Source organism: Mesorhizobium sp. WSM4832 (assembly GCF_055811115.1).
The window spans coordinates 69,633-92,010 of sequence record NZ_JBVVQH010000009.1 but is presented as its reverse complement, the minus strand read 5'-3'; the positions used below and the strand labels follow the sequence as shown (position 1 = coordinate 92,010).

At 65.7% G+C, this 22,378-nt stretch carries 26 protein-coding genes and 1 riboswitch; of the genes, 13 read left to right on the top strand and 13 right to left on the bottom strand.

What is annotated here, in order from left to right:
* Positions 1-124 precede the first annotated feature (124 nt).
* Positions 125-436 (bottom strand): hypothetical protein, encoded by a 312-nt coding sequence (locus AC0L2L_RS14770; protein ID WP_473579310.1) that lies wholly within the window; start codon positions 434-436, stop codon positions 125-127.
* A gap of 266 nt (positions 437-702) precedes the next feature.
* Positions 703-2,196: an MFS transporter gene (locus AC0L2L_RS14765; protein WP_473579309.1), complete on the bottom strand. Its 1,494-nt coding sequence runs from the start codon at positions 2,194-2,196 to the stop codon at positions 703-705.
* Positions 2,197-2,328: 132 nt separating this feature from the next.
* Here AC0L2L_RS14765 and AC0L2L_RS14760 point away from each other — a divergent pair, with 132 nt between their 5' ends.
* The 3 genes from AC0L2L_RS14760 (at position 2,329) to AC0L2L_RS14750 (ending at position 3,968) form a co-directional block, all read left to right on the top strand.
* On the top strand, positions 2,329-3,231 hold the full coding sequence (locus AC0L2L_RS14760) for a LysR family transcriptional regulator (protein ID WP_473579308.1): 903 nt from the start codon (positions 2,329-2,331) through the stop codon (positions 3,229-3,231).
* A gap of 183 nt (positions 3,232-3,414) precedes the next feature.
* Positions 3,415-3,618, top strand: coding sequence for a hypothetical protein (locus AC0L2L_RS14755; RefSeq protein WP_473579307.1), 204 nt, complete (start codon positions 3,415-3,417; stop codon positions 3,616-3,618).
* A 122-nt stretch (positions 3,619-3,740) separates the two neighbouring features.
* Positions 3,741-3,968 (top strand): hypothetical protein, encoded by a 228-nt coding sequence (locus AC0L2L_RS14750; protein ID WP_473579306.1) that lies wholly within the window; start codon positions 3,741-3,743, stop codon positions 3,966-3,968.
* A 43-nt stretch (positions 3,969-4,011) separates the two neighbouring features.
* Here AC0L2L_RS14750 and AC0L2L_RS14745 read toward each other — a convergent pair whose 3' ends face one another.
* The 3 genes from AC0L2L_RS14745 to AC0L2L_RS14735 form a co-directional block, all read right to left on the bottom strand.
* Positions 4,012-4,134 carry a hypothetical protein gene (locus AC0L2L_RS14745; RefSeq protein ID WP_473579305.1) on the bottom strand — a complete coding sequence of 41 codons (123 nt, stop codon included), beginning with the start codon at positions 4,132-4,134 and terminating at the stop codon, positions 4,012-4,014.
* Between the two features lie 551 nt (positions 4,135-4,685).
* The gene (locus AC0L2L_RS14740; protein ID WP_473579304.1) at positions 4,686-5,618 is read right to left on the bottom strand and encodes a hypothetical protein; all 933 of its coding nucleotides are present in this window, start codon (positions 5,616-5,618) and stop codon (positions 4,686-4,688) included.
* Positions 5,619-5,930: 312 nt separating this feature from the next.
* Positions 5,931-6,872 carry a hypothetical protein gene (locus AC0L2L_RS14735; RefSeq protein ID WP_473579303.1) on the bottom strand — a complete coding sequence of 314 codons (942 nt, stop codon included), beginning with the start codon at positions 6,870-6,872 and terminating at the stop codon, positions 5,931-5,933.
* Positions 6,873-7,294: 422 nt separating this feature from the next.
* On the opposite strand from AC0L2L_RS14735, the gene AC0L2L_RS14730 reads away from it, so the two are divergent.
* The 5 genes from AC0L2L_RS14730 (at position 7,295) to AC0L2L_RS14710 (ending at position 11,470) form a co-directional block, all read left to right on the top strand.
* Complete coding sequence (locus tag AC0L2L_RS14730; RefSeq protein ID WP_473579302.1) at positions 7,295-7,537, top strand: hypothetical protein; 243 nt, start codon at positions 7,295-7,297, stop codon at positions 7,535-7,537.
* A 31-nt stretch (positions 7,538-7,568) separates the two neighbouring features.
* Positions 7,569-7,799, top strand: coding sequence for a hypothetical protein (locus AC0L2L_RS14725; protein ID WP_473579301.1), 231 nt, complete (start codon positions 7,569-7,571; stop codon positions 7,797-7,799).
* Positions 7,800-8,195: 396 nt separating this feature from the next.
* A complete protein-coding gene (locus AC0L2L_RS14720) occupies positions 8,196-8,681 on the top strand; it encodes a RidA family protein (protein ID WP_473579300.1) in 486 nt (161 codons plus the stop codon).
* A 69-nt stretch (positions 8,682-8,750) separates the two neighbouring features.
* Positions 8,751-8,966: an alkylphosphonate utilization protein gene (locus AC0L2L_RS14715; RefSeq protein WP_473579299.1), complete on the top strand. Its 216-nt coding sequence runs from the start codon at positions 8,751-8,753 to the stop codon at positions 8,964-8,966.
* Positions 8,967-9,349: 383 nt separating this feature from the next.
* On the top strand, positions 9,350-11,470 hold the full coding sequence (locus AC0L2L_RS14710; RefSeq protein ID WP_473579298.1) for an acyltransferase family protein: 2,121 nt from the start codon (positions 9,350-9,352) through the stop codon (positions 11,468-11,470).
* A gap of 155 nt (positions 11,471-11,625) precedes the next feature.
* Here the strand turns inward: AC0L2L_RS14710 and AC0L2L_RS14705 are convergent, their stop codons facing one another.
* Entirely contained in the window at positions 11,626-11,979 is a 354-nt protein-coding gene (locus AC0L2L_RS14705) for a cupin domain-containing protein (protein ID WP_473579297.1), read from the bottom strand.
* Positions 11,980-12,286: 307 nt separating this feature from the next.
* Here AC0L2L_RS14705 and AC0L2L_RS14700 point away from each other — a divergent pair, with 307 nt between their 5' ends.
* The 3 genes from AC0L2L_RS14700 to AC0L2L_RS14690 all read left to right on the top strand — a co-directional run bounded on the left by AC0L2L_RS14700 (position 12,287) and on the right by AC0L2L_RS14690 (position 14,594).
* Entirely contained in the window at positions 12,287-12,598 is a 312-nt protein-coding gene (locus AC0L2L_RS14700) for a hypothetical protein (RefSeq protein ID WP_473579296.1), read from the top strand.
* Between the two features lie 171 nt (positions 12,599-12,769).
* The gene (locus AC0L2L_RS14695) at positions 12,770-13,111 is read left to right on the top strand and encodes a hypothetical protein (RefSeq protein WP_473579295.1); all 342 of its coding nucleotides are present in this window, start codon (positions 12,770-12,772) and stop codon (positions 13,109-13,111) included.
* A gap of 208 nt (positions 13,112-13,319) precedes the next feature.
* A complete protein-coding gene (locus tag AC0L2L_RS14690; protein ID WP_473579294.1) occupies positions 13,320-14,594 on the top strand; it encodes a DUF763 domain-containing protein in 1,275 nt (424 codons plus the stop codon).
* Between the two features lie 232 nt (positions 14,595-14,826).
* Here the strand turns inward: AC0L2L_RS14690 and AC0L2L_RS14685 are convergent, their stop codons facing one another.
* The 3 genes from AC0L2L_RS14685 to AC0L2L_RS14675 form a co-directional block, all read right to left on the bottom strand.
* The gene (locus AC0L2L_RS14685; protein ID WP_473579293.1) at positions 14,827-15,420 is read right to left on the bottom strand and encodes a DUF6456 domain-containing protein; all 594 of its coding nucleotides are present in this window, start codon (positions 15,418-15,420) and stop codon (positions 14,827-14,829) included.
* A gap of 179 nt (positions 15,421-15,599) precedes the next feature.
* Positions 15,600-16,457, bottom strand: coding sequence for a GcrA cell cycle regulator (locus AC0L2L_RS14680; protein ID WP_473579292.1), 858 nt, complete (start codon positions 16,455-16,457; stop codon positions 15,600-15,602).
* A 109-nt stretch (positions 16,458-16,566) separates the two neighbouring features.
* Positions 16,567-16,953 carry a hypothetical protein gene (locus AC0L2L_RS14675; protein ID WP_473579291.1) on the bottom strand — a complete coding sequence of 129 codons (387 nt, stop codon included), beginning with the start codon at positions 16,951-16,953 and terminating at the stop codon, positions 16,567-16,569.
* Between the two features lie 80 nt (positions 16,954-17,033).
* Here AC0L2L_RS14675 and AC0L2L_RS14670 point away from each other — a divergent pair, with 80 nt between their 5' ends.
* Entirely contained in the window at positions 17,034-17,678 is a 645-nt protein-coding gene (locus AC0L2L_RS14670) for a LexA family transcriptional regulator (RefSeq protein ID WP_473579290.1), read from the top strand.
* 133 nt (positions 17,679-17,811) lie between these two features.
* The gene (locus AC0L2L_RS14665; protein WP_473579289.1) at positions 17,812-18,684 is read left to right on the top strand and encodes a DUF2167 domain-containing protein; all 873 of its coding nucleotides are present in this window, start codon (positions 17,812-17,814) and stop codon (positions 18,682-18,684) included.
* 47 nt (positions 18,685-18,731) lie between these two features.
* On the opposite strand, the gene AC0L2L_RS14660 is transcribed toward AC0L2L_RS14665, so the two are convergent.
* From AC0L2L_RS14660 to AC0L2L_RS14645, 4 genes are all read right to left on the bottom strand, one after another.
* Positions 18,732-19,760 carry an ABC transporter substrate-binding protein gene (locus AC0L2L_RS14660; RefSeq protein WP_473579288.1) on the bottom strand — a complete coding sequence of 343 codons (1,029 nt, stop codon included), beginning with the start codon at positions 19,758-19,760 and terminating at the stop codon, positions 18,732-18,734.
* 1 nt (position 19,761) lies between these two features.
* Positions 19,762-20,532: an ABC transporter ATP-binding protein gene (locus AC0L2L_RS14655; protein ID WP_473579287.1), complete on the bottom strand. Its 771-nt coding sequence runs from the start codon at positions 20,530-20,532 to the stop codon at positions 19,762-19,764.
* On the bottom strand, positions 20,529-21,392 hold the full coding sequence (locus tag AC0L2L_RS14650; protein WP_473579473.1) for an ABC transporter permease: 864 nt from the start codon (positions 21,390-21,392) through the stop codon (positions 20,529-20,531). The genes AC0L2L_RS14655 and AC0L2L_RS14650 overlap by 4 nt, the downstream gene beginning before the upstream one ends.
* A 114-nt stretch (positions 21,393-21,506) precedes the next feature.
* Positions 21,507-22,115, bottom strand: a complete 609-nt coding sequence (locus AC0L2L_RS14645) for a YkoF family thiamine/hydroxymethylpyrimidine-binding protein (RefSeq protein WP_473579286.1) — start codon at positions 22,113-22,115, stop codon at positions 21,507-21,509.
* A riboswitch (TPP riboswitch) is annotated at positions 22,106-22,218 on the bottom strand. Its footprint overlaps the gene before it by 10 nt.
* Between the last annotated feature and the right edge of the window lie 160 nt (positions 22,219-22,378).

The following is a 22,378-nucleotide window of genomic DNA, read 5'->3' as shown; positions in this document are numbered from 1 at the left end:
CGGCGGCCCTGGTTCAGGCCGGCGCGCGGAAAAGCGCGGCGTAGGAAACCAGCTTGTGTAGGAAATTATGGAGACAGAACGCGCCCGGCTCGTGCTTCATTCCGCACGAGCCGAGCCGTGGACATCAGTAGTCGGAGCCACCCTCGATAATGACTGGACGATGATGGTGCCGGTGCCCGATCGAACCCGTGACGATCACGGTGTCCGGACGGCGGTGATGGCGATAGCGCCAGGCGCGCTCGCCGTTGTCGTAGAAGGCGACCGTGCCGTGATGGCGGTGGTGCAGGCGATGGCCTTCCTCGTTGATAATGACGGCGGGACGGTGGTGGTAATAATGCCTGTGGTGCGTCCTGATGACGACATCGGCCTCGGCCGCGGAAGCGACGGCGGGTGCGGCGACGCAGAGCGCCAAGGCAGCAAGAAGCACTGTTTTCATTGCCCTATTCCTAATTCCTGCATTATCCCTTCGCCGGGTAAACCGTCGCCTGCCGCTTTGGTTCCGGCCTGGTTTTGCGTCCTGGCGCGGGATCGCGGCAGGAGAAGCTTGGCCGACCAAGGAAGAACGGAATGGGTGAGGCCGGTGCCACAGTGGGTGGGGGTTCGTGGGGTAGCTGAGGCACCGGCCGAAGGCGGAATGGACACCGCCGCCAGACAAAGACTAAGCTTTGCGGGCGGCGGCGAAATTACGCGATCGCGGAAGTGCTATGCGGGGCGCTTTGCCGGCAGGCTGAGGACGGCCAACAGAACTGCCACCAGCACCAACCCCGCCGCTATGCCGAAAGTGAAGCGCATGCCCTGCGCGACGGCCTCGGCCGCCGCGCCGGCGACATCGCTCGACCCCACTGCGAAGGCGAACACCGCGCCCATCACCGCCGTGCCGGTGACGAGGCCGAGATTGCGCGACAGGCTGAGCATGCCCGACACCACGCCGCGCTCGCTGCTGTCGACATCGGCCATGACGGCGGTGTTGTTGGCGGCCTGGAAGAGTTGGTAGCCCGGCGTCAGCAGGATGATCGCCGCCGCGTAGCCGGCGACGCCGAAGAGGCCCGGCAGAAGGCCAAGCGCGGCGCAGCCGGCGACCATCAGCACCAGGCCGGCGACGACCATCGCCGCAGCGCCGAGGCGGTCGACGGCGCGACCGGCAATGACGCCGCAGAACGCCGAGACCACGGGCCCGATCGACAGCACCGCCCCGGTCGCCGCTTCGCCCAGGCCCAGCGCGCGCGACAGGAAGAACGGACCGACGACCAGCGTGGCCATCATCACCGTCGAGACCAGCACGTTCATGGCGAGGCTCGGCGCCAGCACCGGGTCGCGCAACAGCGCGAGCTTGACCAGGGGCGACGCCACCTTGGCCTCCACGACGACGAACAGCGCCGCGCCGGCCACGGCCATGCCGAGCAACGCCACGTTGAGGCCGCCGAAGTGGCCGCGCCCCATGGTCATGGCCAGCGCATAGGCGGCGAGCGTGGCGGCGAGCAGCAGCGTGCCCAGCGTATCGAAGCGCGCGCCTGCGCTCGCCTCGCGCTTGGCGCCGCCCGGCGTGCGGACGATGCTCGCCGCTTGGCGGACGATGCTCGCCGCTGGGCGGACGATGCTCGCCGCTTGGTCACCCGGCAGGAAGCGCCAGGCTGCAAGCACCGCGACGACGCCGAGCGCGGCGCTGACGAGGAAGATCGAGCGCCAGCCGAGAACGGCGATCAGCAGGCCGCCGAGCGAGGGTCCGAGCGCCGTGCCGATCGCCGACATGGTGCCGAGCAGGCCCATGGCGCTGCCGGTACGCTCTTTCGGCACCGTCTCGCCGACGAAGGCTATCGTCAGCGCCATCATCACCGCCGCGCCCAGGCCTTGCACGGCGCGCGCCGCGATCAGCAGCGCCAGCGTCGGGGCCAAGGCCGCGGCCAGCGAGGCGGCGCTGAACAGCGCGAGGCCAGCGATCAGCAAGAGCCGCCGGCCAACGAGATCGCCGAGACGCCCGACGCTGACGATCAGCGTCGTGATGGCCAGCAGATAGGCAAGCACCACCCATTGCACTGCCGGAAAGGACGCGGCGAAGGCCACGCTCAGCGTCGGCAGCGCGACATTGGCGACGCTGGTGCTGAGCGAGGAGATGAGCATGGCCAGAGACAGGCTGGCCAGCGCGCCCGCCGTCGAATGGCGTGCGGGCGCGGCGCGGGTTTCAGCGATGTCGGCCATGATTTCTTCTCCGTCGACTGATTTTCCGGGGAAGATAAGCGTGTGATTGAGATGGCGGAAGGCGCAGCATTTGCACATTACTCGTGCATGAAACGCCATATCTCTTCGACGTATCCGTGCTATGGTCACGCCATGCCGCGACCCGATCTCAACCTGCTCGTCACGCTGGACGTGCTGCTTGCCGAAGGCAGCGTCGCCAAGGCCGCGCGGCGCCTGAAGCTCAGCCCCTCGGCGATGAGCCGGGCGCTGGCGAGGCTGCGCGAGACGACCGGCGATCCGCTTCTGGTGCGCGCCGGGCGCGGCCTGGTGCCGACACCGCGCGCCGTCGAGCTCGGCGCTGAGGTCGGCCGGCTGGTGAAGGAGGCGCAAGCGCTGCTGCGGCCCGCCGAGCGGCTCGAGCTCGCACGGCTCACGCGCAGCTTCACCCTGCGCAACAGCGACGGTTTCGTCGAGAATTTCGGCCCGGCGCTGCTTGCCCGCGTAGCTGAGCAAGCACCGGGCGTACAATTGCGCTTCGTGCCCAAGCCCGACAAGGACAGCGGCCCGATGCGCGAGGGCGCGGTCGATTTCGAGACCGGCGTGGTCGGCGGCTCGACCGGGCCGGAGGTACGAACGCAGGCGCTGTTTCGCGACCGCTTCGTCGGCGTCGTGCGGGCCGGCCATCCCTTGAGCGAAGGCCGCATCACCGCCGCCCGCTTCGCCGCCGGCCGCCACATCTTGATCTCGCGCCGCGGTCTCGACCGCGGCCCGGTGGATGACGCGCTGGAGCTCGTCGGGCTGACGCGGAAGGTCGCGACCGTGGTCGGTGGCTTTGCCGAGGCGCTGGCGCTGGCGCGCGGCTCCGACCTCATCGCCACCGTGCCGGAGCGTTATACCGGCACGCTGCGCGAAGGCCTGCTTACCTTCCCGCTGCCGGTGAAGCTCGCCGCGCTGACGATCTCGCTCCTGTGGCACCCGAGGCTCGATGCCGATCCGGCGCATCGCTGGCTGCGCGGGCTGGTGAGAGAGGTGTGTGGGGCTTCCTCGTCCCCTTGAACCGGGGAGGAACCCAAGGCCCATGCCGCCACTCAGCGCGGAACCAACCGCGCGTTGCAGGCGGTATCCCTAGAATATTAGGTATCACTAACATATACCATCGCACACAAACCGCGTCCGTCATGGAACAAGCGGCATGGTCAGCGCGTTGCCGGGCGCCTGTGAAACAGCCGGAGGGCTCGCTTGAGCGAATTCAGGAAATTCACCTGCCCCCGGTGCCTGGGTGCCGGCAAGGTGTTCGAGTGTGAAAAGCAGGTGGCGTCGAACGGCGCTTGCTGTCCCCCTGGGGCGTTGCGCGACAATTGCCCGGGTCAACGGGTTTCCTGCAAGGCCTGCAACGGAACCGGCCTGCGCGGCTACAGCGCGCCCTCCATTTTGCAGGACTGAGCCGCCGTCCGGCCTTGCCGATCACGGTATTTGCGGCTGGCAATCTTGCTACACATTCCGGATTTCTAATATAAAGGCCTCCACGCGAGAAACGAAACGGCGGAGCGCTCCGGGAGGCGCGCATGAAAATCTATCGCGTCGAGGAAATAGACGGCGAAACCGTAGTCGCGGTCCATTCGGTCGAAGCAAAGACGCCTTTCGAGGCGGCCGAGAAGGCACTTGGCCTGAAGGTGACCTTGCGCGCCGGCGCCGCCAGGTGGGTCCGGGTGATCGACCTCACCGAGCGGCCGCGGCCGGCAAGGCTGCGGCCAGCGACGTTCGAATTCAAGGCGATCGGGCAAAGGAAATAGGAGACCGCTTTTGCTCTGTGGCAATTGCGGACGAAAGTCTGCTCTAGGTGCTGGCGCCACCCATCAGCGCGGCGACCAGTGTCGCCAGGAAGACAAGCAACCCCAATGCGACCCGATCCAGCCATGATCGCCGTCTGGCAAGAACCTCGAACAACAGATTGGCCATCGCAACTTCCCCCTTTAATGCATTCTATCACGTCTTTGATGAGAACATCATGAAACTGCTCACAGAAGCGTCCGGCGCCGCTTAAAGAGGCAATCGACTGTTGCCGGGGCGCCAATGCTGCATGCCGAAATACGCCCAAAAAAAGTCGGGGGAAGAGAGATGTCGGCCGGCGAAAAAGCAGCCTATTCAAGCAGATACGCATATATGTCCGGCGGAGCGTTCGAGACATCGGAAAGGCCGGAATTCCGCCATTTCGCGATCTTTCGCCACGACTTCGGCCTGGTTGAAAAGCGCGCGGCGGGCACGAAAAGGCGGCCAATTGGGCGCCTCCGGGCAACCCGCAGGCGGCGTTGACAGGAAACCACGCCAATGGCACTCCGCAACCACTGGTCACGCCATGACCGTTGCTGTTGGGGACGGACGGGGTTTCAGCAGCTTGGCGGCGGCGCCGGACGGGCGGGCACCTGCGCAGTGTACCGCCCGCTCCTGGCCGGTCCGGCTTTCAGCTTTACAGCTTGCTTAAAGCCGATCGAGTGGACGGCAGCCGCAGATCAACCCGCGTGCTGCAGCCAATGGCGGTCGAACACGTCGAGGATGGCACGGTATTCGGACGGGGGGATCTGGTTGACGCCGCCGTCGCTGTCGGCGCTGAGGAATTGGCCGAGCTGGCGGTCGATTGCTTCCGGGTGCTCCATGACGATGCCGAGACTTGCCAGGTCGGCGGCGATCGAGATGCCGAGCGGCAGGGGCCCGCCCCATTGTTCGGCGGCGGGCGCATCGCGCAGGCGCACCAACAGGATCCTGGTGAGCGAGGGCTGCGCTTCCGGGGCGAAGATGGCGGTGCCGACCATATAGCCGCCGAGCACACTCACCGGCTGCGTATGCGGGAACAGGCAAAGGAAGGACTGCGCCTCGCCGCCCACCTCCTTCAGATGCAGATAGAGACTGCGCTTTGCTGGCGTGACCGGTCCGGAGAACTGCAACTGCCCGCTCGGCAATGTCTCGCGATATATGGCGGTGAAGGCATGCGCACCCGGCCCCGCCTCGATCGCCAGGCGGCCCCTGATGAGCTGGCCGCGATAATAGGGCGACCAGGCGCGAGAGTACCAGGCATAGGTCCCGGCGAGCGCCAGTCCGATGCCTTTGTCGTCATGCCCGGGCGAGGCAGCGGACTGCGCGTGGGCGCGGCGTTCGAGCTCCGCCACGCCGATGCCGTGGCGGGCCGCGATGGCGGCTGCGAAGCTCTGCAGATCGCTCTCGGCGATCCAGGCGCCGGGCTGCTCCAGGCGCAGCACTTTCGCCCAATCGTCGTAGACGCTGTGCTCGCGAGGCTGCGCGCGCCCCTGCAGCCATTTGTCGGCGCGCCCGACATCGAAAGCCGTCTTTGGATTGACCGCGCGGAACGCCGCCGCCAGATCCTTGCGGCTGGCGGTTCCCAGCACGACCGAGGTCAGTCGTAACTTCTGCGCGATGTTCAGTGCCATCCGGCTTGACCTGTTTCATCCCGATGGAATCGGGATTGGCTTCTTGTTCGAGCGAAGATCATGCTTTCACGCTCCCCGCAGCTCACTGTGCGCTGCAATCTGAGCAAGCGAGCATGTCGCAGGCTCCTCACCCCGTACCTTTATTTCTATTGGCTAATATTCCAGGAATTCCAGAGAATTCCATCCCGTTCCGCATGTAGCCCCTTTTTGCGCCATCGAGGCGCAACGAGAGCTGGCCGCCACCGAAAGAGCGCGGGCTGTGGCTGGCCGGCAACATCTGGCGCCGTCCCCGACAGAACTTTACGACGCGGGTTAACCCGCGTGCTGCAGCCAATGGCGGTCGAACACGTCGAGGATGGCGCGGAACTCCGTCGGTGAGGCCTGGTGGACGCCGCCGTCGCTGCCTCCAAAGAGGAATCGCGAGAGCTGCCGGTCAACCTGCTCCGGCTGTTCGATGGAGACCCCCAGCGTTGCCAGATCCGCTGTTATCGACTGGTCGGGCAGCAGGTACCCGCTCCATGCGGCTGCGGCTGCGGCGGGCGCCGGATCGCGCAGGCGCACGATGAGGATCCTGGTCAGCGAGGGCTGCGCCTCCGGGCCGATGACGGCGGTGCCGCACATGTAGCCGCCAAGCACGCTGCCCGGTTGCGACCGCGGGAACAGGCTGAGGAAGAACTGGGCATCGCCGCCGACTTCCCGGACATGGATATAAAGGCCGCGCTTTGCCGGCGAGACGGGACCGCCAAGCACAAGCTTGCCGGTCGGCAGCGCCTCGCTGTAGCGGGCGGTGAGACCATGTACGCCCGGCCCACCCTCGATCGACAGGCTGCCCTTGATCAGTTGGCCGCGATAGTAGGGCGACCAGGCGCGCGAATAGCAGGCATAGCTTCCGATGAGCGCGACGCTGTGAGCCCGGTCGTCATGCGAGGAGGCTGTCTCGAACTGCTGCGCGGCGTGGCGTTCGAGATCGACCTTGTCGAGGCCGTGACGGGCGCAGACGGCGGCGGTGAAGCTTGGCAGGTCGCTTTCGGCGATCCACTTGCCGGGCTGCTCCAGCCGCAACAGCTTTGCCCAGTCCTCATAGACGCTGAGTTCGCGCGGCTGAGCCCGGCCCTGCAGCCATTTGTCGGCGCGGCCGAGGTCGAATGCGGTCCTGGGATTGACGGCGCGGAACGCCGCCGCGAGATCCTTGCGGGTCACAGTGCCGAGCAAGGCCGATGTCAGCCGCAGTTTCTGCGCGATATGTTGTGCCATCGAACCGCCCCTCGGAACCCATGCCCTCCCGTGGAATCCGGTCTGCCCATGACCGGCTGCGGCTGCCCGCCGGCACGGCGTCGACTCGGGATGATACGTATCGCGGCCATGGTTCGCGCCGGACTTTCGTCGCCGCCATACGTCCGGCGTTCCAACCTTCCACGGGCCGATATCCCTGGAATTCCAGAGAATTCCACGCCCTTCCACATTGCTGGCCTTTGCCATCCGGCTGCCGACGCTAAGCTGGCCGCGGGCTAGGGGCAGACCATCATGAAAAACGCGCTGAATGTAGGCTTGAGTACGTCATCCCCTTCCTTCGTAGAGCAGTGACACGCTCGATTTTCGAGCAACGGCGAAACCCGGCTCGCAGAGCCGGGAACAACCGAACCGTAAAGCCACCTCATCAGGAAGGGAACGATCAGATGACCTCGACCACCTCTTCGACACTCACCTTTGTCTTGTTTACCGCTGGATGCATCGCGCTGGGGCTGATGTTCGTGTACGCGCCCGCGGGAGAATTTCCGTCGAAATACGCCAGAGCGGCGCCCGCGGCGCCCGCCGTGCAGCCCACGCGCATCGACGTCGACAACGACGCGCACGCGATACGCTTCTACATCGACGGCAAGCAGGTCGCCCTGCTCGACGCAGCTGGCTTCAAGCAATGAGGAGGCCACGGAACCAAGAAGGGAACCCGTTATGAAGATCATCCTATCGACGCTATCGGCACTTCTGCTGTCGCTTGCACTGACGCAAGCCGCAGGGGCCAAGACGAAAATTCCGGAAAGCGACAGCAAGGTGGCCAAGACCGAAAAGAGCAAGCCGCTGCTCGACCAGACTGCCACCGGCGGCGTCCTGCCTCTCGCGGTCACGATGACGCCGGCCGATGCCGGCCAGGCCTATCCGCAGCCGCTGGACTTGCACTTCTAGAGCAATTCCAGGAACCGTGTTCGGCGGTTTTGGTCCGGAACCGCGTCAGGCAAAGGTGGCCATTCCGGGGACCCATAGCGGTCCGCCATTCGGGATCGGCGAAGAAAAGGCAGCGCCCGGACGGCCGAACCAAAGAGCCACCCGGCCAGCCTGAGGGCCGGGGCTTGGCGCCGGCGGCGGGGGCCGGCGCCTGCCCGCGCGGATCGCAAGGCTGCGGCCCGCGCGGGCCAAGTTTTCGCGCCGAGTCTTTTCGGACCCAGCTCTTCAGGCCCAGCCATTTTCTTCGAACCCAAGTTCTTCGAGCCCAAGTCATTCTTGACGAAAGGTCGCCGAACCGGAAAGCTCCGCCACGGCGCTCGATGGCGCTGTACGACGAACTCCGAGGGAGGCCATGCCATGCCGGGTGCCGACGAAAAGCTTGCCGCGCTCGGCATCGTCCTGCCGCCGCCGCTGAAGCTCCCGCCGGGCATGGTGCTGCCCTTTCCCTGGGTGAATGTGCGCGGCGACCGCGCCTATATTTCGGGCCATGGACCGCAGGAGCCGGATGGCTCGCTTGCCGCTCCGTTCGGCGCGGTCGGCGAGAGCGTGTCGCTGGACGAGGCGCGGGCGTCGGCCCGCAAGGTCGGACTGTCGATGCTCGGCAGCCTGAAACGCGAGCTCGGCAGCCTCGACCGGATCACCGGCTGGTGCCGCGTGCACGGCATGGTCAATTCGGCATTGCGCTTCACCGAGACGCCGGCGGTGATGAACGGCTTTTCGGAGCTCATCCTCGAAATCTTCGGGCCGGAGATCGGCCGCCACGCCCGCACGGCCATCGGCGTCGCTGCGTTGCCGCTGAATTTCCCGGTCGAGATCGAGGCCGAGGTGACGATTAAGACGTGATTGGCTTGACCACGCCGGCGTCGGCGCGATAGGCGGACGCAGGCTATCCACCCGATGAAAGACCCACCCATGACGGACATAAGAGACAGCAACGGCACGCCGCTGAAGGATGGCGACTCCGTGACCCTGATCAAGGACCTCAAGGTCAAGGGCACGTCCGAAACGATCAAGCGCGGCACGCTGGTGAAGAACATCCGCCTCAACGGCAATCCCGGCGAGATCGAATGCAACACCAAGCAGGTGAAGGGCCTGGTGCTGAAGACGGAGTTTTTGAAGAAGGCGTGATGAGGGGCCGAGGCCCTGCCCCTCCCGGTCGAAATCGAGGCCGAGGCGTTGACCGAAGGGCGATTGGCGAAAGCCGGAGCGGCAGCGTCCCCTCTCCCCGTTCACAAGGAGAAGATGGCGGCAGCCAGCAGCCAGATGAGGGGCAGCGCGACGCTGGCAAGATTTCGAGCGTCAATCGTGAACGACAGCAACGGAGCCTCGCCACACAGGCATGGCGCTGCCCCTCATCCGCCCTTCGGGCACCTTCTCCCCGTGAACGGGGAGAAGGAAGAGCCCTCCCATTATGTTGCACTGCGTTAGATTTGTTGCATTGCGATATCAGCCCGTAGGGCCGAACCTCTGCCTCAGGCGGGATACGAACGAACAGTGCGAGGTTCGTATTCGTGTCAGCATCAGCGCGGGATTTCCGGCCCGACATCGAAGGGTTGCGGGCGCTGGCCGTGGCGGGTGTCGTCGCCTACCATTTCGGCCTGACCGCGCTGCCCGGCGGCTTTGCCGGGGTCGACATCTTCTTCGTCATCTCGGGCTATCTGATCACCCGCCATCTGGTCGCCGAGATCTCCGACACCGGCCGGCTCGACCTTTTGCGCTTCTATGCCCGGCGCGCGCGGCGGTTGCTGCCGGCCGCACTTTTCGTCATCGCCGCGACGCTTGCCGCCGGCGCGGTCCTCCTGTCGCCGGAGGAGCAGGCGCTCTATTCCAAGGGCGCCATGTTCGCCTCGGCCTATATGATCAATTTGTGGCTGATCCGCTGGTCGTTCGACTATTTCGCCAATGACGCGGCAAGCAACCCGTTCATCCATTACTGGTCGCTGTCGGTCGAGGAGCAATTCTATCTCGCCTGGCCAGCGCTGCTGATGCTGGCCGCCTGGCTGGAGCGGTTCACCCTTTCACGGAAACGGCGAACCGCTCCAGCTTTTCGTTCTGACGCAATTCCGGACGGAAGGCTACGGCGAAGCCGCCGAGCCCAACCGTTTCACACTTTTCCTGGAATTGCTCTTAAGCCCGGCAAGCGCGCCATCATGCTTGCGATCGGCATTGCCGGCCTCGCCTCCTTCATCCTCTGTGCCTGGCTGACGAGCGTCTCGCAGCCCTGGGCCTTCTATTTTTCGCCGCTGCGCGCGTGGGAATTTGCCGCCGGCGGCCTCGCATCGATGGCGCCGGCAAGGCTGTTGCAGGAGCGCCCGCAGCTGGGGCGGGCGTTGAGCCTGGCCGGCCTGGCGATGATCGGGGTCGCTTATCTCACCTTCAGCGAGGACGCTCCCTTCCCCGGCTTTCTGGCGCTTCTGCCGGTGGCCGGTACAGTCCTTCTGCTCAAGGCGGGAGCGGCCGGCGCCAGGGACGGCACTCCTCGTCCGCGCAATTCCGGAGGGAATTGCGTGAACGCCGCCCTGGCGCTGCCGCCGTTGCAGTGGATCGGCAGGCTCTCCTATTCGCTCTATCTCTGGCATTGGCCGGTGATCGTCTATGCCGGCATGCTGGCGCCGGAGCTGACGCCGGCCGAGCGGCTGCTGTGCCTTGCGCTGACGCTGGCGCTCTCAACTTTCAGCTATCACCTCATCGAGAACCCTATCCGTCGCAACGGCTGGCTGATGGCCAATGCGGCGCGGGCGCTGGTGCCGGCCCTCCTCCTGACCGGCACCGGCGTCGCAGCCGCCTATGGCAATGCCAGGCTCGCCGTGCGCGACCTCGATCCGCAACAGCGCATCATTGCGGCAAGTGCCGCCGAACCTTCCACGGCCCGCGCCAAAGCGGGCTGCGTGCTGGACTATGAGACGGTGACGCCGAAACCCTGCGTGTTCGGCGAGGGACGGCGCATCATCGCTCTGTTCGGCGACTCCCACGCCGACCACTGGTCGACGCCGCTGATCGAGGCGGGCCGGAAAAACGGCTACCGGGTGGTGACCTGGCTGAAGAACTCCTGCCGCGCCTCGCGAATCAGCGTCTGGTCGTCCGAGCTCAAGCGCGCCTACCTGGAATGCGACCGCTGGCGCGAGCAGGCGATCGCCGAGATCATCAAGGCGCGTCCGGCGCTGGTGGTCATCTCGGAGCTGGCGCTGACCAGCGGGCGCAAGATGGCGGGCCGCGGCGGCGACACGGACAGCCAGGACGCCGCCTGGCGGGCCGGCCTGCGCTCCACGCTCACCAGCCTCAGCAAAGCCGGCCTCAAGGTCGCCTTCATCCGCGACGTGCCGTTCAACAACGCGAATGTCGACACCTGCGTGGCGCGGGCGCTCTGGCGGGACCAAACGCCCTCAAGCTGCGACCAGACGCGGGCCTATGCCGCCAACGACCGGATGGCGGCGGTGGAACGCGAGATCGTGACCAGCATCCCCAACGCGAGCTATGTCGACCTCACCGACCGCTTCTGCAGCGCCACCACCTGCCACGTCTTCATCGACGGCAAGCTCGCCTTCCGCGACCAGCACCACATGGCCACGCCCTTCGCGGAATCGCTGGAGCCGGATGTGGAGAAAAGAGTGATTTCGAAGGTGGGGCGGTGAAGCGGCCAGCGGGGGCGCCGCGCAAAGAGTGCCGACGTCTTCTCTCTTCGGAGGCTCCTCGGAAGGCGTCGGCACTTCACGCGCAGCGACCCCTCTGCCCTGCCGGGCATTCCCCCACGAGGGGGGAGATCAGCAGTTCCTGCGACGGCGCCCCTTTACCCCACCACAACAACGAAATGCTTGGTCACCGGCTCGAGGATCTTCCAGGTGCCCTTGAAATCGGCCTCGACCACGAAGGCGTCGCCGGGGCCGGCCTCGACCGGCTCGCCGCCGTCGGGCGTGATGACGATGCGGCCGGCGATCATGTGGACGAATTCATAGTCGGTGTAGGTGGCGTGATAGGTGCCGGGCGAAGCCCGCCAGGTGCCGGACATCACCTTGCCGTCCTCGGTGGTGTGCTGTACGGCCGTCTGCATCGTCGGCCTGCCCTCGACGACGACCCAGCCCGGCAGGTCGCCGGCCTCGGCATGGTCGATGGCGCCGAATTTGAGGATGGTCTGCTTGGTCATCGAAGGCTCCTAAGTTCGCGGGTTTGGCTGGGAGATGAATAACGACTGGCGCCGGCGTGCACGCGCGACGCCGCGACAGCAGGTGGCGGTATGGCGACGGCGGCGTCTGTCTCCTCCTTGTGGGCCTTGCGGGGAGAAGCATTTTCCTGCGTTTGCGAGCAGGCTTGTCCTCGAGTGGGCCGGGCCTTTCCCTTCACTTTGCCCCAAGAGGGGGAAGATAGGGCGCCGCGCCCTCGCGATTCCGGGGAACACCGGCCGCCCGAAACCGTTTATTACTCGAAGGGGCGTCTATCTAAAGGAGGCAGCGATGAAAAAGCTTCTGCTTGCTTCGATGATCGCCATCGCCTCGGCGTTTGCGATCGCGCCGGCCAGCGCCGGCAGCGTGCAGCTCGGTATCGGCATCGGTCCGTCCTATGATCCCTACTACGACGACTATGGCGGGTACTACCCGCACCGCTACTACCGGCACGTCTACAATGACGATTACGACAATGACGGTTATGTGGTGCGCTATCATCACCGGCGTCATTGCCGCACCGAACTGGTGAGCCATTGGCGCCACCACCATCGCGTGGTGGAAGAAGTGCGGATCTGCGGTCACGGCTACAACCGCTACTAAGCGAGCCTGGATAAGTCGCGTGGGACGGCTTTTGGCCGCCTCGCGCGATCGTCCGCAATGCAGCCGGCAGCTGCGGACGCTCACGGACCCTTCAAATCCTGATGATCCTGCGAGGGCGGCGAGACCCTTCGGCGTGCCGCGCGTTATCATGGAGAACCTCAGGAGGTTGCCATGCGGAAATTCCTGTTTGCCTCGGTGCTCGCCCTAGCCTCGGCAGCGGCCATCGTCACGCCGGCGGATGCAGGCAATGTATTCCTCGGCGGCAGTTATTTCGACTACGGCCCGTTCGGCGACTTTTACGACAGTTACGGCTCCGTTCCGATCTACGGCTCCTATTGGGGCGGCCCTTATCTCAACTATGCCCCCGGTGAAGAAGACGACTACGACGGCGGCTACGTCGCCCCGCCGGTCCGCTATCATGTCGTGCGCCACGCCCGCCATTGCCGGATCGAAACGGTGGGGCACCACAGTCGTGACCACCGGTTCATGCGGGAGGTGCGTGTCTGCGAGTAGCCATATCTACCGCCGGGCAGGAGCGCGCAGCAGGGCGGGGTTGGCAAAGTGGACGGTGACACGTCGCCGTATGGCTAAGGTCTGCGCGCGTCGCTTCGCTCCTTCCTCCGCCCTGGAATGACGAAGCAACAGCGCATGCCCGCTCCTTCCACGCTTGCAAATCCCCGCCAAAATGCCATCTAAGTCGCCGGCTCCGAGGAGAACAAAGGTGACGCAGCGAAGCGGCAGCGCCGACCTGCCGCTGCATGGCGGGCGGGTCCCGAAATGGCTGGGCGATCGCATGACGAAGCTCGGCGCGGTGCTGTGCGAGGCCGTCATCCACCATTACGGCCGCGACGAGCTCTTGCGGCGCCTGGCGCATCCCTTCTGGTTCCAGTCCTTCGGCGCCGTGATGGGCATGGACTGGCATTCCTCCGGCATCACCACCTCCGTCATCGGCGCGCTGAAGCGCGGGCTGAATCCGATGGCGAGCGAGCTCGGCATCCATGTCTGCGGCGGGCGCGGCGCGCATTCGCGCAAGACGCCGGGCGAGCTGATCGCCATCGGCGAGCGCGTCGGCCTGGACGGCGAGGCGCTCGCCACCGCCAGCCGGCTCGTCGCCAAGGTGGACAGCGCGGCCGTGCAGGACGGCTACGACCTTTACCTGCACGGCTTCATCGTCACCGATGACGGGCGCTGGGTGGTGGTGCAGCAAGGCATGAACGGCGATGCCCGCCAGGCGCGCCGCTACCACTGGCTGTCGGAAGGGCTGACCAGCTTCGTCGACCAGCCGCATGCGGCGATCGAGGGCGAGCGCCAGGGCGAGATCGTCAACCTCACCGACCGTCGCGCCGAGAAGGCGCGCGGCGGCCAGATCGAGCTCTTGAAGACGATGAGCCCGGAAAAGATCCTGGCCGAGCTTGCCGTGCTGGAGCCACGGCCCGAGCCGGAACCCGCCGCGCAGCCACTGTTGCCCAACCTCGTCATGCCCGCACATCACGACGTGCGCGAAAGCGACATCGTCATGCGCCGCCTGCACGGCAACATCGCGTCGGCCATCGAGAGTGGTCCGAAGGATTTCCCCGAGCTGCTCCTGGTCCCCGGCGTCGGCCCGCGCACGGTACGGGCTTTAGCGATGGTCTCGGAAGTGGTGCACGGCGCACCCTACCGCTTCTCCGACCCGGCGCGCTTCTCACTCGCCCACGGCGGCAAGGACCGCCACCCCTTCCCCGTGCCGCTGAAGGTTTATGACGAGACGATCTCGGTGCTGAAATCGGCGGTGGGCAAGGCCAAGCTCGGGCGGGACGAGGAGTTGCAGGCGTTGCGGCGGCTGGACGGGGAGTCACGCCGGATGGAGCGGTATGTGACGGGGCCGAGCTTGAAGGAGATCGTGGCGGGGGAAATGGACCAGTCGCATCTGCTGGGCGGACGGAGTGTGTTTGGGTGGGAGAGGGCGCCGGAGGGTGGCGAAGGGCCAACGAAGGCGGACAAGACTGGAGCCTGAGAAGCGTTCGGTTGGCACCGCCCCTCATTGCCCTGCCGGGCATTTCTCCCCGTAAACGGGGCGAAAGAGGCTGCCGCCGGCGCCGCGCCTCTTCCTTCGCCCCGTTTACGGGGAGAAGGTGCCCGAAGGGCGGATGAGGGGCAGCGCCAAGCCTCCGCAAAGTTCACGCCAGCCACCTCGCATCGTGAATCACTTCACTGCCCTAAGCGCTTGTTTCGCCGCGGCGATCCCCTCACCCCGCCCGCCTGCCCATCATGCCGTAATGCACCGCCAGCAGGTCGAGCCCCACCTTCAACATCTTCACCACCACATCCCGCCCGTCGCCGGTGCGTTCGGCGATGGCCTTCACCGACTGACCTTCGAGGCAGGTCTTGCGCACCACTTCCGCCACTTCCCAATGGGCAAGGGCGGCGGCGGCGTGGGCATGCGCCCGGCCGGCTGACAGCACGCGGTCGGGGATGCCGCCAATCCGGCCGCTGTCGATGCGCTCGCTCCAGGATTGCGGCTGCAGGCCCTCGCGCTGGCTGCGCTCGAAATCGTCGCGGAAGCGCTGTCCGGCCTCGCGCTGCTGGCGGCTGAGCGAGGTGATGCCGTTGAGCGGATCGACATTGCGCAGGCGCACGACACCGCCGGTGGAGGTATAGCCGCCGTTCGACACCTCGTAGACGCGCTGCGCCTCCGCCGTGCCGGGGGTGAGCCGCTGGCGGCCGAAAGCGTCCTGCTTCAACGCAAAATCATGGCCGACCTCGCGGCGGATGCGCACCTGCTCTGCCTCGCCCTTGGGGAGTTTGGGGGGTTGGGGTTTTTTGGTTGGTTTGCGGGGCATGGGCTGGTCCTTGGGTGTGGGGTGGTAGCTAACAGGGAGGCTGCGTTCCTTCGCGCCCCCCTCTGGCCTGCCCGTCCTTCGCAGCAGCTGCGCTGCAGCTTCGGAGGGTGGACCGGACATCTCCCCCGCAAGGGGGGAGATTGGCAGCTCCAGCGATGGTGCCTTCATCGCCCCGCCTCTCACGTCCCCCTCCCGCGATGGCCGTGAAACCTTGCATGGTGATGCGCGCAATAGGAGCGCGTGCCTGTCGTACGCAGGCCGCAGCAGAGCATGTCGGGGCCGGGCCGAGCGCCCACGGGATCGTCCTCTGCATCCTCGCGCAGCGCGAGATCGATCGGCGCGCGGCAGCGGCCGAACAGGCAATTGAGGAAACGCATCGCCGCGACATGCGGCTGGCGGCCGGGCGCTACCGGGGGTGGCGGCGCGGGGAGCTTGTAGAGGTGCGCTTCTGATTTCTCGCGGGTGCCCGGCGCGAGCCAGGCCGGTGGCAAAGTGCGCGCGGTTTTGCGGGGCTTGGGTTTCTTCAGCCTGGGGGTGGGGATGCAGTCTGCTTGCGTGGCGATCCCACAAGCGGACACGTCGGCGGGACCGCGCCCCCCTTTGTCCTGCCCGTCCTTCGCTGCCGCTACGCCGCTGCTGCGGAGGGTGGATCGGACATCTTCCCCTCTTGCCGATGTAAGATTGGGGGTGAGATTGGCAGCTTCGGCGCCGGCGCCCTCTACCAGTTCGGCGTATCGGGAAAGAGCGGCCGGTTCCGATAGCGTGGCACCTCCAACGGCCGCCCTGCCCCGCCGGCTGCCTTGCGCCTGTAGCCGCGCGTTCTTCCTCGGCCGGCCGCCGGCGCGGCCGCCCTTGGGGTTGGCGAAGCCGATGGCGCGAAGGCCGGCGTTGCGGTGGACGATGCCGATGATGGCGTTGCGCGAGACCGTGCTGCCGCGCAGCGCGCTGAAGCGGCCGGCGATGCGCGAGGCCGAAAGCCCCTCCTTAAGCCAGGCGGCGATCTCGTCGATTTCCTTCTCGGTGTAGGCGGCTGCCATCTTCTCGTTCCGTTGATTGCTAGGGCTTGGGTTCGGCTTGCGAAGGGCTCGGGCCGAGCGCCAGGGTTCGGCCGCGAGGCCGTCGGTCGGGTTCGGAAAAGGGTTGGGATCAGGCGGGGCGCGCGGCCCATTCCAGTTCGCGAAGTCTGGCCAGTTCGCGAAGCCTGGCTTCAGCCGCCGCGCGCGTCAGGCCCGACACCGCCCGGCCCGTCATCCGGTCGAACAGGATGACGGTGCCGTCCTCGGTGCGGATGCAGCTTGTGCCCGAATTGGGGGCCGGAGCCGGGGGAGGAGCGGCTCCGGCCGTTCCGGTGAACCGGGGTGCGGGCGGTTCGACCGGATCCGGGGCAAGCGCCCCGGAATGCGCCCGGACCGGGGAGGAGGACAGTCCGGACGATTGGAATTCGACAGGTGACTCAAAATGGAAAGATGGGGGCAGCGCGTTCAGCGCCGGAATCACGGGCAATGCGGAAATGCTTGCGGGATGTTCATTCATGCGCTAAGCGTACGTTATGTACGAATGGCGCGCAAGCAAAATCGTACACTTTGGACGATAAATTTCAGGCATTTTGTACGATGATGGATTCTCGGCACAGATTGCAGCAGGCGCGCGCCCAGGCCGGCTATGCCTCGCCCAGCGATGCGGCCCGCGCCTTGCGCGACATCAACAAGAACACACTGATCAGTCACGAGAACGGCAACCGGCCGCTGTCGCGCAAGGCGGCGGAGAAATACGGCCGGCTGTTCGGGGTCGACCCCGGCTGGCTCTTGTTCAATGGTGGTTTGGGGGTCGACGGCGCCGAGGCCAGCGCGGTGCACCTTGCCCCCTCGCCCGTCACCATCGACGTGCCGATCGTGTCGTGGATCAGCGCCGGCGAGCTCGGCAGCCAGGACAGCGTCGTCAACCTCTCCGACTATCCGACGATCCCCACCGCCGACCTCGAGGAAGGCGAATGGATCGCGCTGCGCGTCGACGGGCCGTCGATGAACAAGATCTCGCCGCCGGATTCGATCATCTTCGTCAACCTGCGCGACAAGCGGCTGGTGACCAATGGCTGCTACGTGATCTCCGACGAAACCGGCCGCGCCACCTACAAGCGCTGGCGGCCGAACGACACCCCGCCTTTCCAGCCAGCGTCGTATCTGGATATTCCCCCGCCGGAGCTGGAAGGCGCGATCACCATCATCGGACGGGTGAAGCGGTCGATGATCGATATGTGAGGCTTAGAGCGTCGCAATAGTGTAACGGTCTTGGCGAAGAACAAAAAAAGAACCTTTCCGTCTTGTACTTGTTGTCGAAATCCTTTTAGATCACGGGTGCGTGAGGTTGGGGTCCCGTTAGCGGGAGGGGGTCATGAACAAATCAGTCAGGGAAAACCTGATTTTCATCATGGTGGCGCATGCCTGCTTTCTGGCGCAGCCGGCCATCGTGCATGCCGAGGACACGGACTATCATCCGCAAAATTTTACCCAGCCTCTGAGCGCCGCCAGAGGCACAATCACTCCGGCTGGTGGCGGCGCCATCTACCTGAAGCCGGAGGACCGCTGCAACCTGGTGGTGAAGGAGTTCGGCTGGGACCGTGACCAGTGCGGCTCGATCGACCAGTTGATCTTCGGCTTCACGCCGGAGATCGACAACCTCACCGTCGAAAAGCCGGTGTCGGACGGCTATGTCAGCCTGGCGGACTGGGACAGCGCAGATCGCAACGAAGAAATCAGTTCCCTCGAGGAGAGCTTCAAGGACTCGGTGAAGGCGCAGTCGGAACGGCTGGGCCAGGACATCCGCTTCGACGGCTGGCTGGTTTATCCGCAAATCGACAAGGCCAAGAACATCCTCTACTACGCCAACATCCTGAACTGGGCCGGCGATAGGACCATCAACATCTCGGTCTCGATCTTCGACCGGCAGGGCTATGTCCCGGTCAAGATCGTGCCGGTGAACGGCAACATCACAGGCGATGCCGTGCAGAAAATCGTCGAGGCATCGGCCGACGCCTACAAGTCGAAGGCCGGCAGTTCCTATTTCGAATTCTCCAGCGGCGACAAGGTGGCTGGATATGGCGCGCTGGGCGTCCTGGCGACAATGCTCGGCGTCAAATACGGCAAGGCCGCCGGCGCCGGCCTTATCGCGCTCGCGCTGCTGGTGCTGAAGAAAGGCGCCTTCCTGCTGTTGCTGCCACTGGTCTGGCTGAGAAGGCTGTTCGGCCGCAAGAAGGCGGACAGCTGATCTGGGGAGGCCCAATGCGTTCGACCTATGGCTCCCTTCGTCTTGTCCTACCCCAAAAACTCATTCGTGTAATACGCCCCCAAATCCGGCTTCTCCTTCAGCACCTTGCCATTGCCGTCGAGCAATATCCCGGAAGCAAGCAGATACCCGCCCATGGCCTCCATCTTGGCCTTGTCCATCGTGCCGATGGCGCCTTGCGCGCTTTTCAAAAAATGCCCGTCGTTCAGCGCCTTCAGCGAGGCGTGCACCAGCGCCGGGTTGGTCAGCGTGTCCTTGTTGGCGGCGATCAGCAGGTCGCCGGCTTCCTGTGCATGATCCACGGCGAACGCATAACCAGCCCTCGTCGCCTGGACGAAGGCCGCGGCCATCTTCGGATTGGTGGCGAGGAAGGCGTTGCTGGAAACTATCAGCGTGGTGTGCTCGTCCGGCACGCCGTAATCGGCATAGCGGAAGCTGCGCTGCTTGAGGCCCTTCAGCTCGGCCTCGACGCCTTCCCAGGTCGAGACCTCGAGCGTGAAATCGACCGCGCCGTTGGCCAGCGCCTCATAGGCCGAGGTGCCGAGCGTCACGGTCGAAAAATCGCCCTTGCCGCCGTCATGGCGGATGATGGTCGATATCAGCGCGTTCTCCCAGGCGCTGCCGAACCCGCCATAGGTCAGGCCGTCGAGATTCCTGGGGCTCTTGATCGCGGCGCGGTCGGCGTTGAAGACGACACGGCCGGTCTCGGACTGGACGACGGCGTAGACGGCCTTCAAGTCGGCACCGGCGCTCTTTTGCGTGAATAGGCCGAGCGAACCGGAAATGCCGAAATCGGCGACACGGTTGGCGACCAGCGTGCCCGATCCGGTGTCGCCATAGGGCAGGATTTCAACCTCCAAACCCGCGTCGCGGTAAAAGCCTTTGTCGCGGGCGACGAAAAGGCCGACATGGTTGGTGTTGGCGGTCCAGTCCAGCGCGACGGTGATTTTCTGCGCGGCGGCCCGGGCACTAGTGGTGGCCCCGGCACATGTGATGGCCCCGGCAAATGGCAGGCCGGCGGCCAGGAATAGCGCCTGGCGGCGGGTCAGGTCAGTCATTTCAATTCTCCATCGGATGATCGGGAACTCGGATCGGCGGCTGCCCAAGCAGCGTGTCGAGGATGCCGGCCTCGATCGCGGCCGCCTCGCGGGCGAGCGCCGCGCTTTCGGTGCGCGGGCGCGGCAGCGGCACCGCCACTTCGCGGACCACGCGCGCGGGGCGCGCCGAAAGCACATAGATGCGGTCGGACAGAAGCACCGCCTCGCGCACGTCATGGGTGATCAGCAGCGCCGTCCAGCGATGGCTCTGCCACATGCCTTCGAGCCAGCGCTGCATGGCCGCGCGGGTGAGCGCATCGAGCGCGCCGAACGGCTCGTCGAGCAGCAGCATCTCGCGCTGCTGCACCACGGTGCGCAGAAGTGCGGCGCGCTGGCGCATGCCGCCGGAAAGCTCGGCCGGCCAGGCGCGCTCGAAGCCGGCGAGGCCGAACTCGGCGAACAACGGCGCCACGCGCTCACGCGCCGCCCGGCGCTTCATGCCCTGCACTTCCAGGGCCAGCGTCGCGTTGTCGATGACGCGCCGCCACGGCATCAGCGCGTCGCGCTGCGGCATGAAGGCGAAGCGGGCGCCATCGAGCGGCGCGCCGTCGAAGCGCATCGAGCCCTCGCCCTTGAGCGCGCCGGTGAGCAGTTGGAACAGCGTCGATTTGCCGGCGCCGGAAGGCCCGAGGATCGAGACGAACTCGCCCGCGCCGACATCGAGCGAAACGCCTGCCAGAACCTCGAGCGCGCCGAAGCTTTTGCGGACATCGCGGAGCTCGAGCCGGGTCATGGCCGGCCCCCTGCGTCAGGATCGGACTTGCCTTCGCTCCCTGCCGTCTCGCTCCCTGCATTTTCCCAGGGCATGGCGAGCCGCTGGACGAGCACCGCCAGGCCGAACAGCGCCAGCGTCAGAACCGAGCTGACGGCGACCGCGGCAAGCACCAGGTCGGGCCGAAAATTGTTCTTGGCGCTGAGCATGTAGATGCCCAGCCCCTTCGCGGCACCGGCATATTCGGCGAAGATCGCGCCGACCACCGCATAGGTGATGGAGATGCGCAGACCGGCGAAGAAATAGGGCAGCGCCGAAGGCAGCCGCGCGGCCCAGAAAATGCGCCAGCGCCCCGCTCCCATGGCGGCGAGCATCTGGGCAATCTCTTTTTCGGTCGACGCATAGCCCTCGACCAGCGCCACCATCATCGGGAAGAAAGTGACCAAGGCGACAAGCAGGATTTTTGGCAAGAGCCCGAAGCCGAACCACAGCACCACCAGCGGCGCGATCGCCACCAGCGGCAAGGTCTGGCTGGCAATCAGCAGCGGGAACAGCGCGCGGCGCAAGCGCGGCAGGAAGTCGACCAGCGCGGAGAGGATGAAGGCGGCAAGCAACGAACAGGCGAAGCCGGCCAGCGTGGCTCGGATGGTGGGGAGCGTGTTTTCGGCCAGTGCCGCGCGGTTCTCCCATGCCTGCGCCAGCACGCGGGACGGCGCCGGCAGCACGGAGGGAGCGACGCCGCCGAGGCGGGCGTAGAGCTCCCAGGCGAGGAGCAGCAAGATGAAAGCCAGGGCGGCGGGCGCGGCTTTGGCGAAGGCCGACGCGACGGCTGATCTCCCCCCTTGTGGGGGAGATTGGCTGTCGCGCCCGCTTTCGCCAATGGCCGACGATTCCCATCCCTCTTCCGGGATGTGATCAGATGTAGGATTCTCTCCCCCACGCAATGGGTCGAACCAAACAGCCACGACACTCTCCTCGACAGCTTGAACTTGCGCTCAAACCGCGGTCGGGCTGTTCGCCGAGATGGTGATGTCGAGCGTCACGTGCCCCGCGCCGGGGCCGAAGCGGCAGAAGGCTTCGTTGAGCGTGGCGAACACCGCGCCGGCATCGCCGCGCAGCTTGGTGCAGAAATTCTTCGAGCGCTCGAAGACGCCGGACTGTTTCAGGAAATCGATGCAGCCGTAGATCTCGTCCATGTGGTCGCCGGTGCCCATCACGTAGAGCGAGAATTGCGCCACCACCGGCTGGTTGGTCGAAGGCGTCGCGTTCACTGCGCTGAGCGCGGCGAGCTTGCGTTCGTCAAGTGGGATCGCCGGGCCGCCGATCTCGTCGGAGCGGCAGATCGGATCGTCCGGCTCGCCGGGACAGCCGCGCGAGACCGCGGCCGACAGCACGCAGTGCTTGCCGCTTCCCGCCGCCGCCACGAACAGGTCGCGCATGGCCGCAAACAGGACTTCGGGCCGCCCGACCAGCAGCGTCGAGATGTCGTCGGTCTCGATCCTGAGCCTGTCACGGTAAGGATCGAGCGCGCCGAGCGCGCCGAGGATGACGCCGACGAAATCGTCGGTCATGGGATAAAGGGAAATCTGTGCGCCGGAAAACATAGCCCGCCTCGCTCCGCTGGTATTATCCAGATCAGCTTTAGGGTCCGGAGGCTTGCCGCCCCCATCTCAGCCCCGACCGTACGGAGCACCCCTGTGGATGGTCGGGTTAAAGCACTGTTTGTAGCGGCGGGAAAGAGGTTTTTTTGCCGCGCAATCAGGCCAGGAAGTGTCATCTCCCCCTAGGGGGAGATGGCTGCGTTACAAGATTTTCGCAGACTTCTTATAACTGCTTTCAACTCCTATCGTTCAAATTGTACGAATCT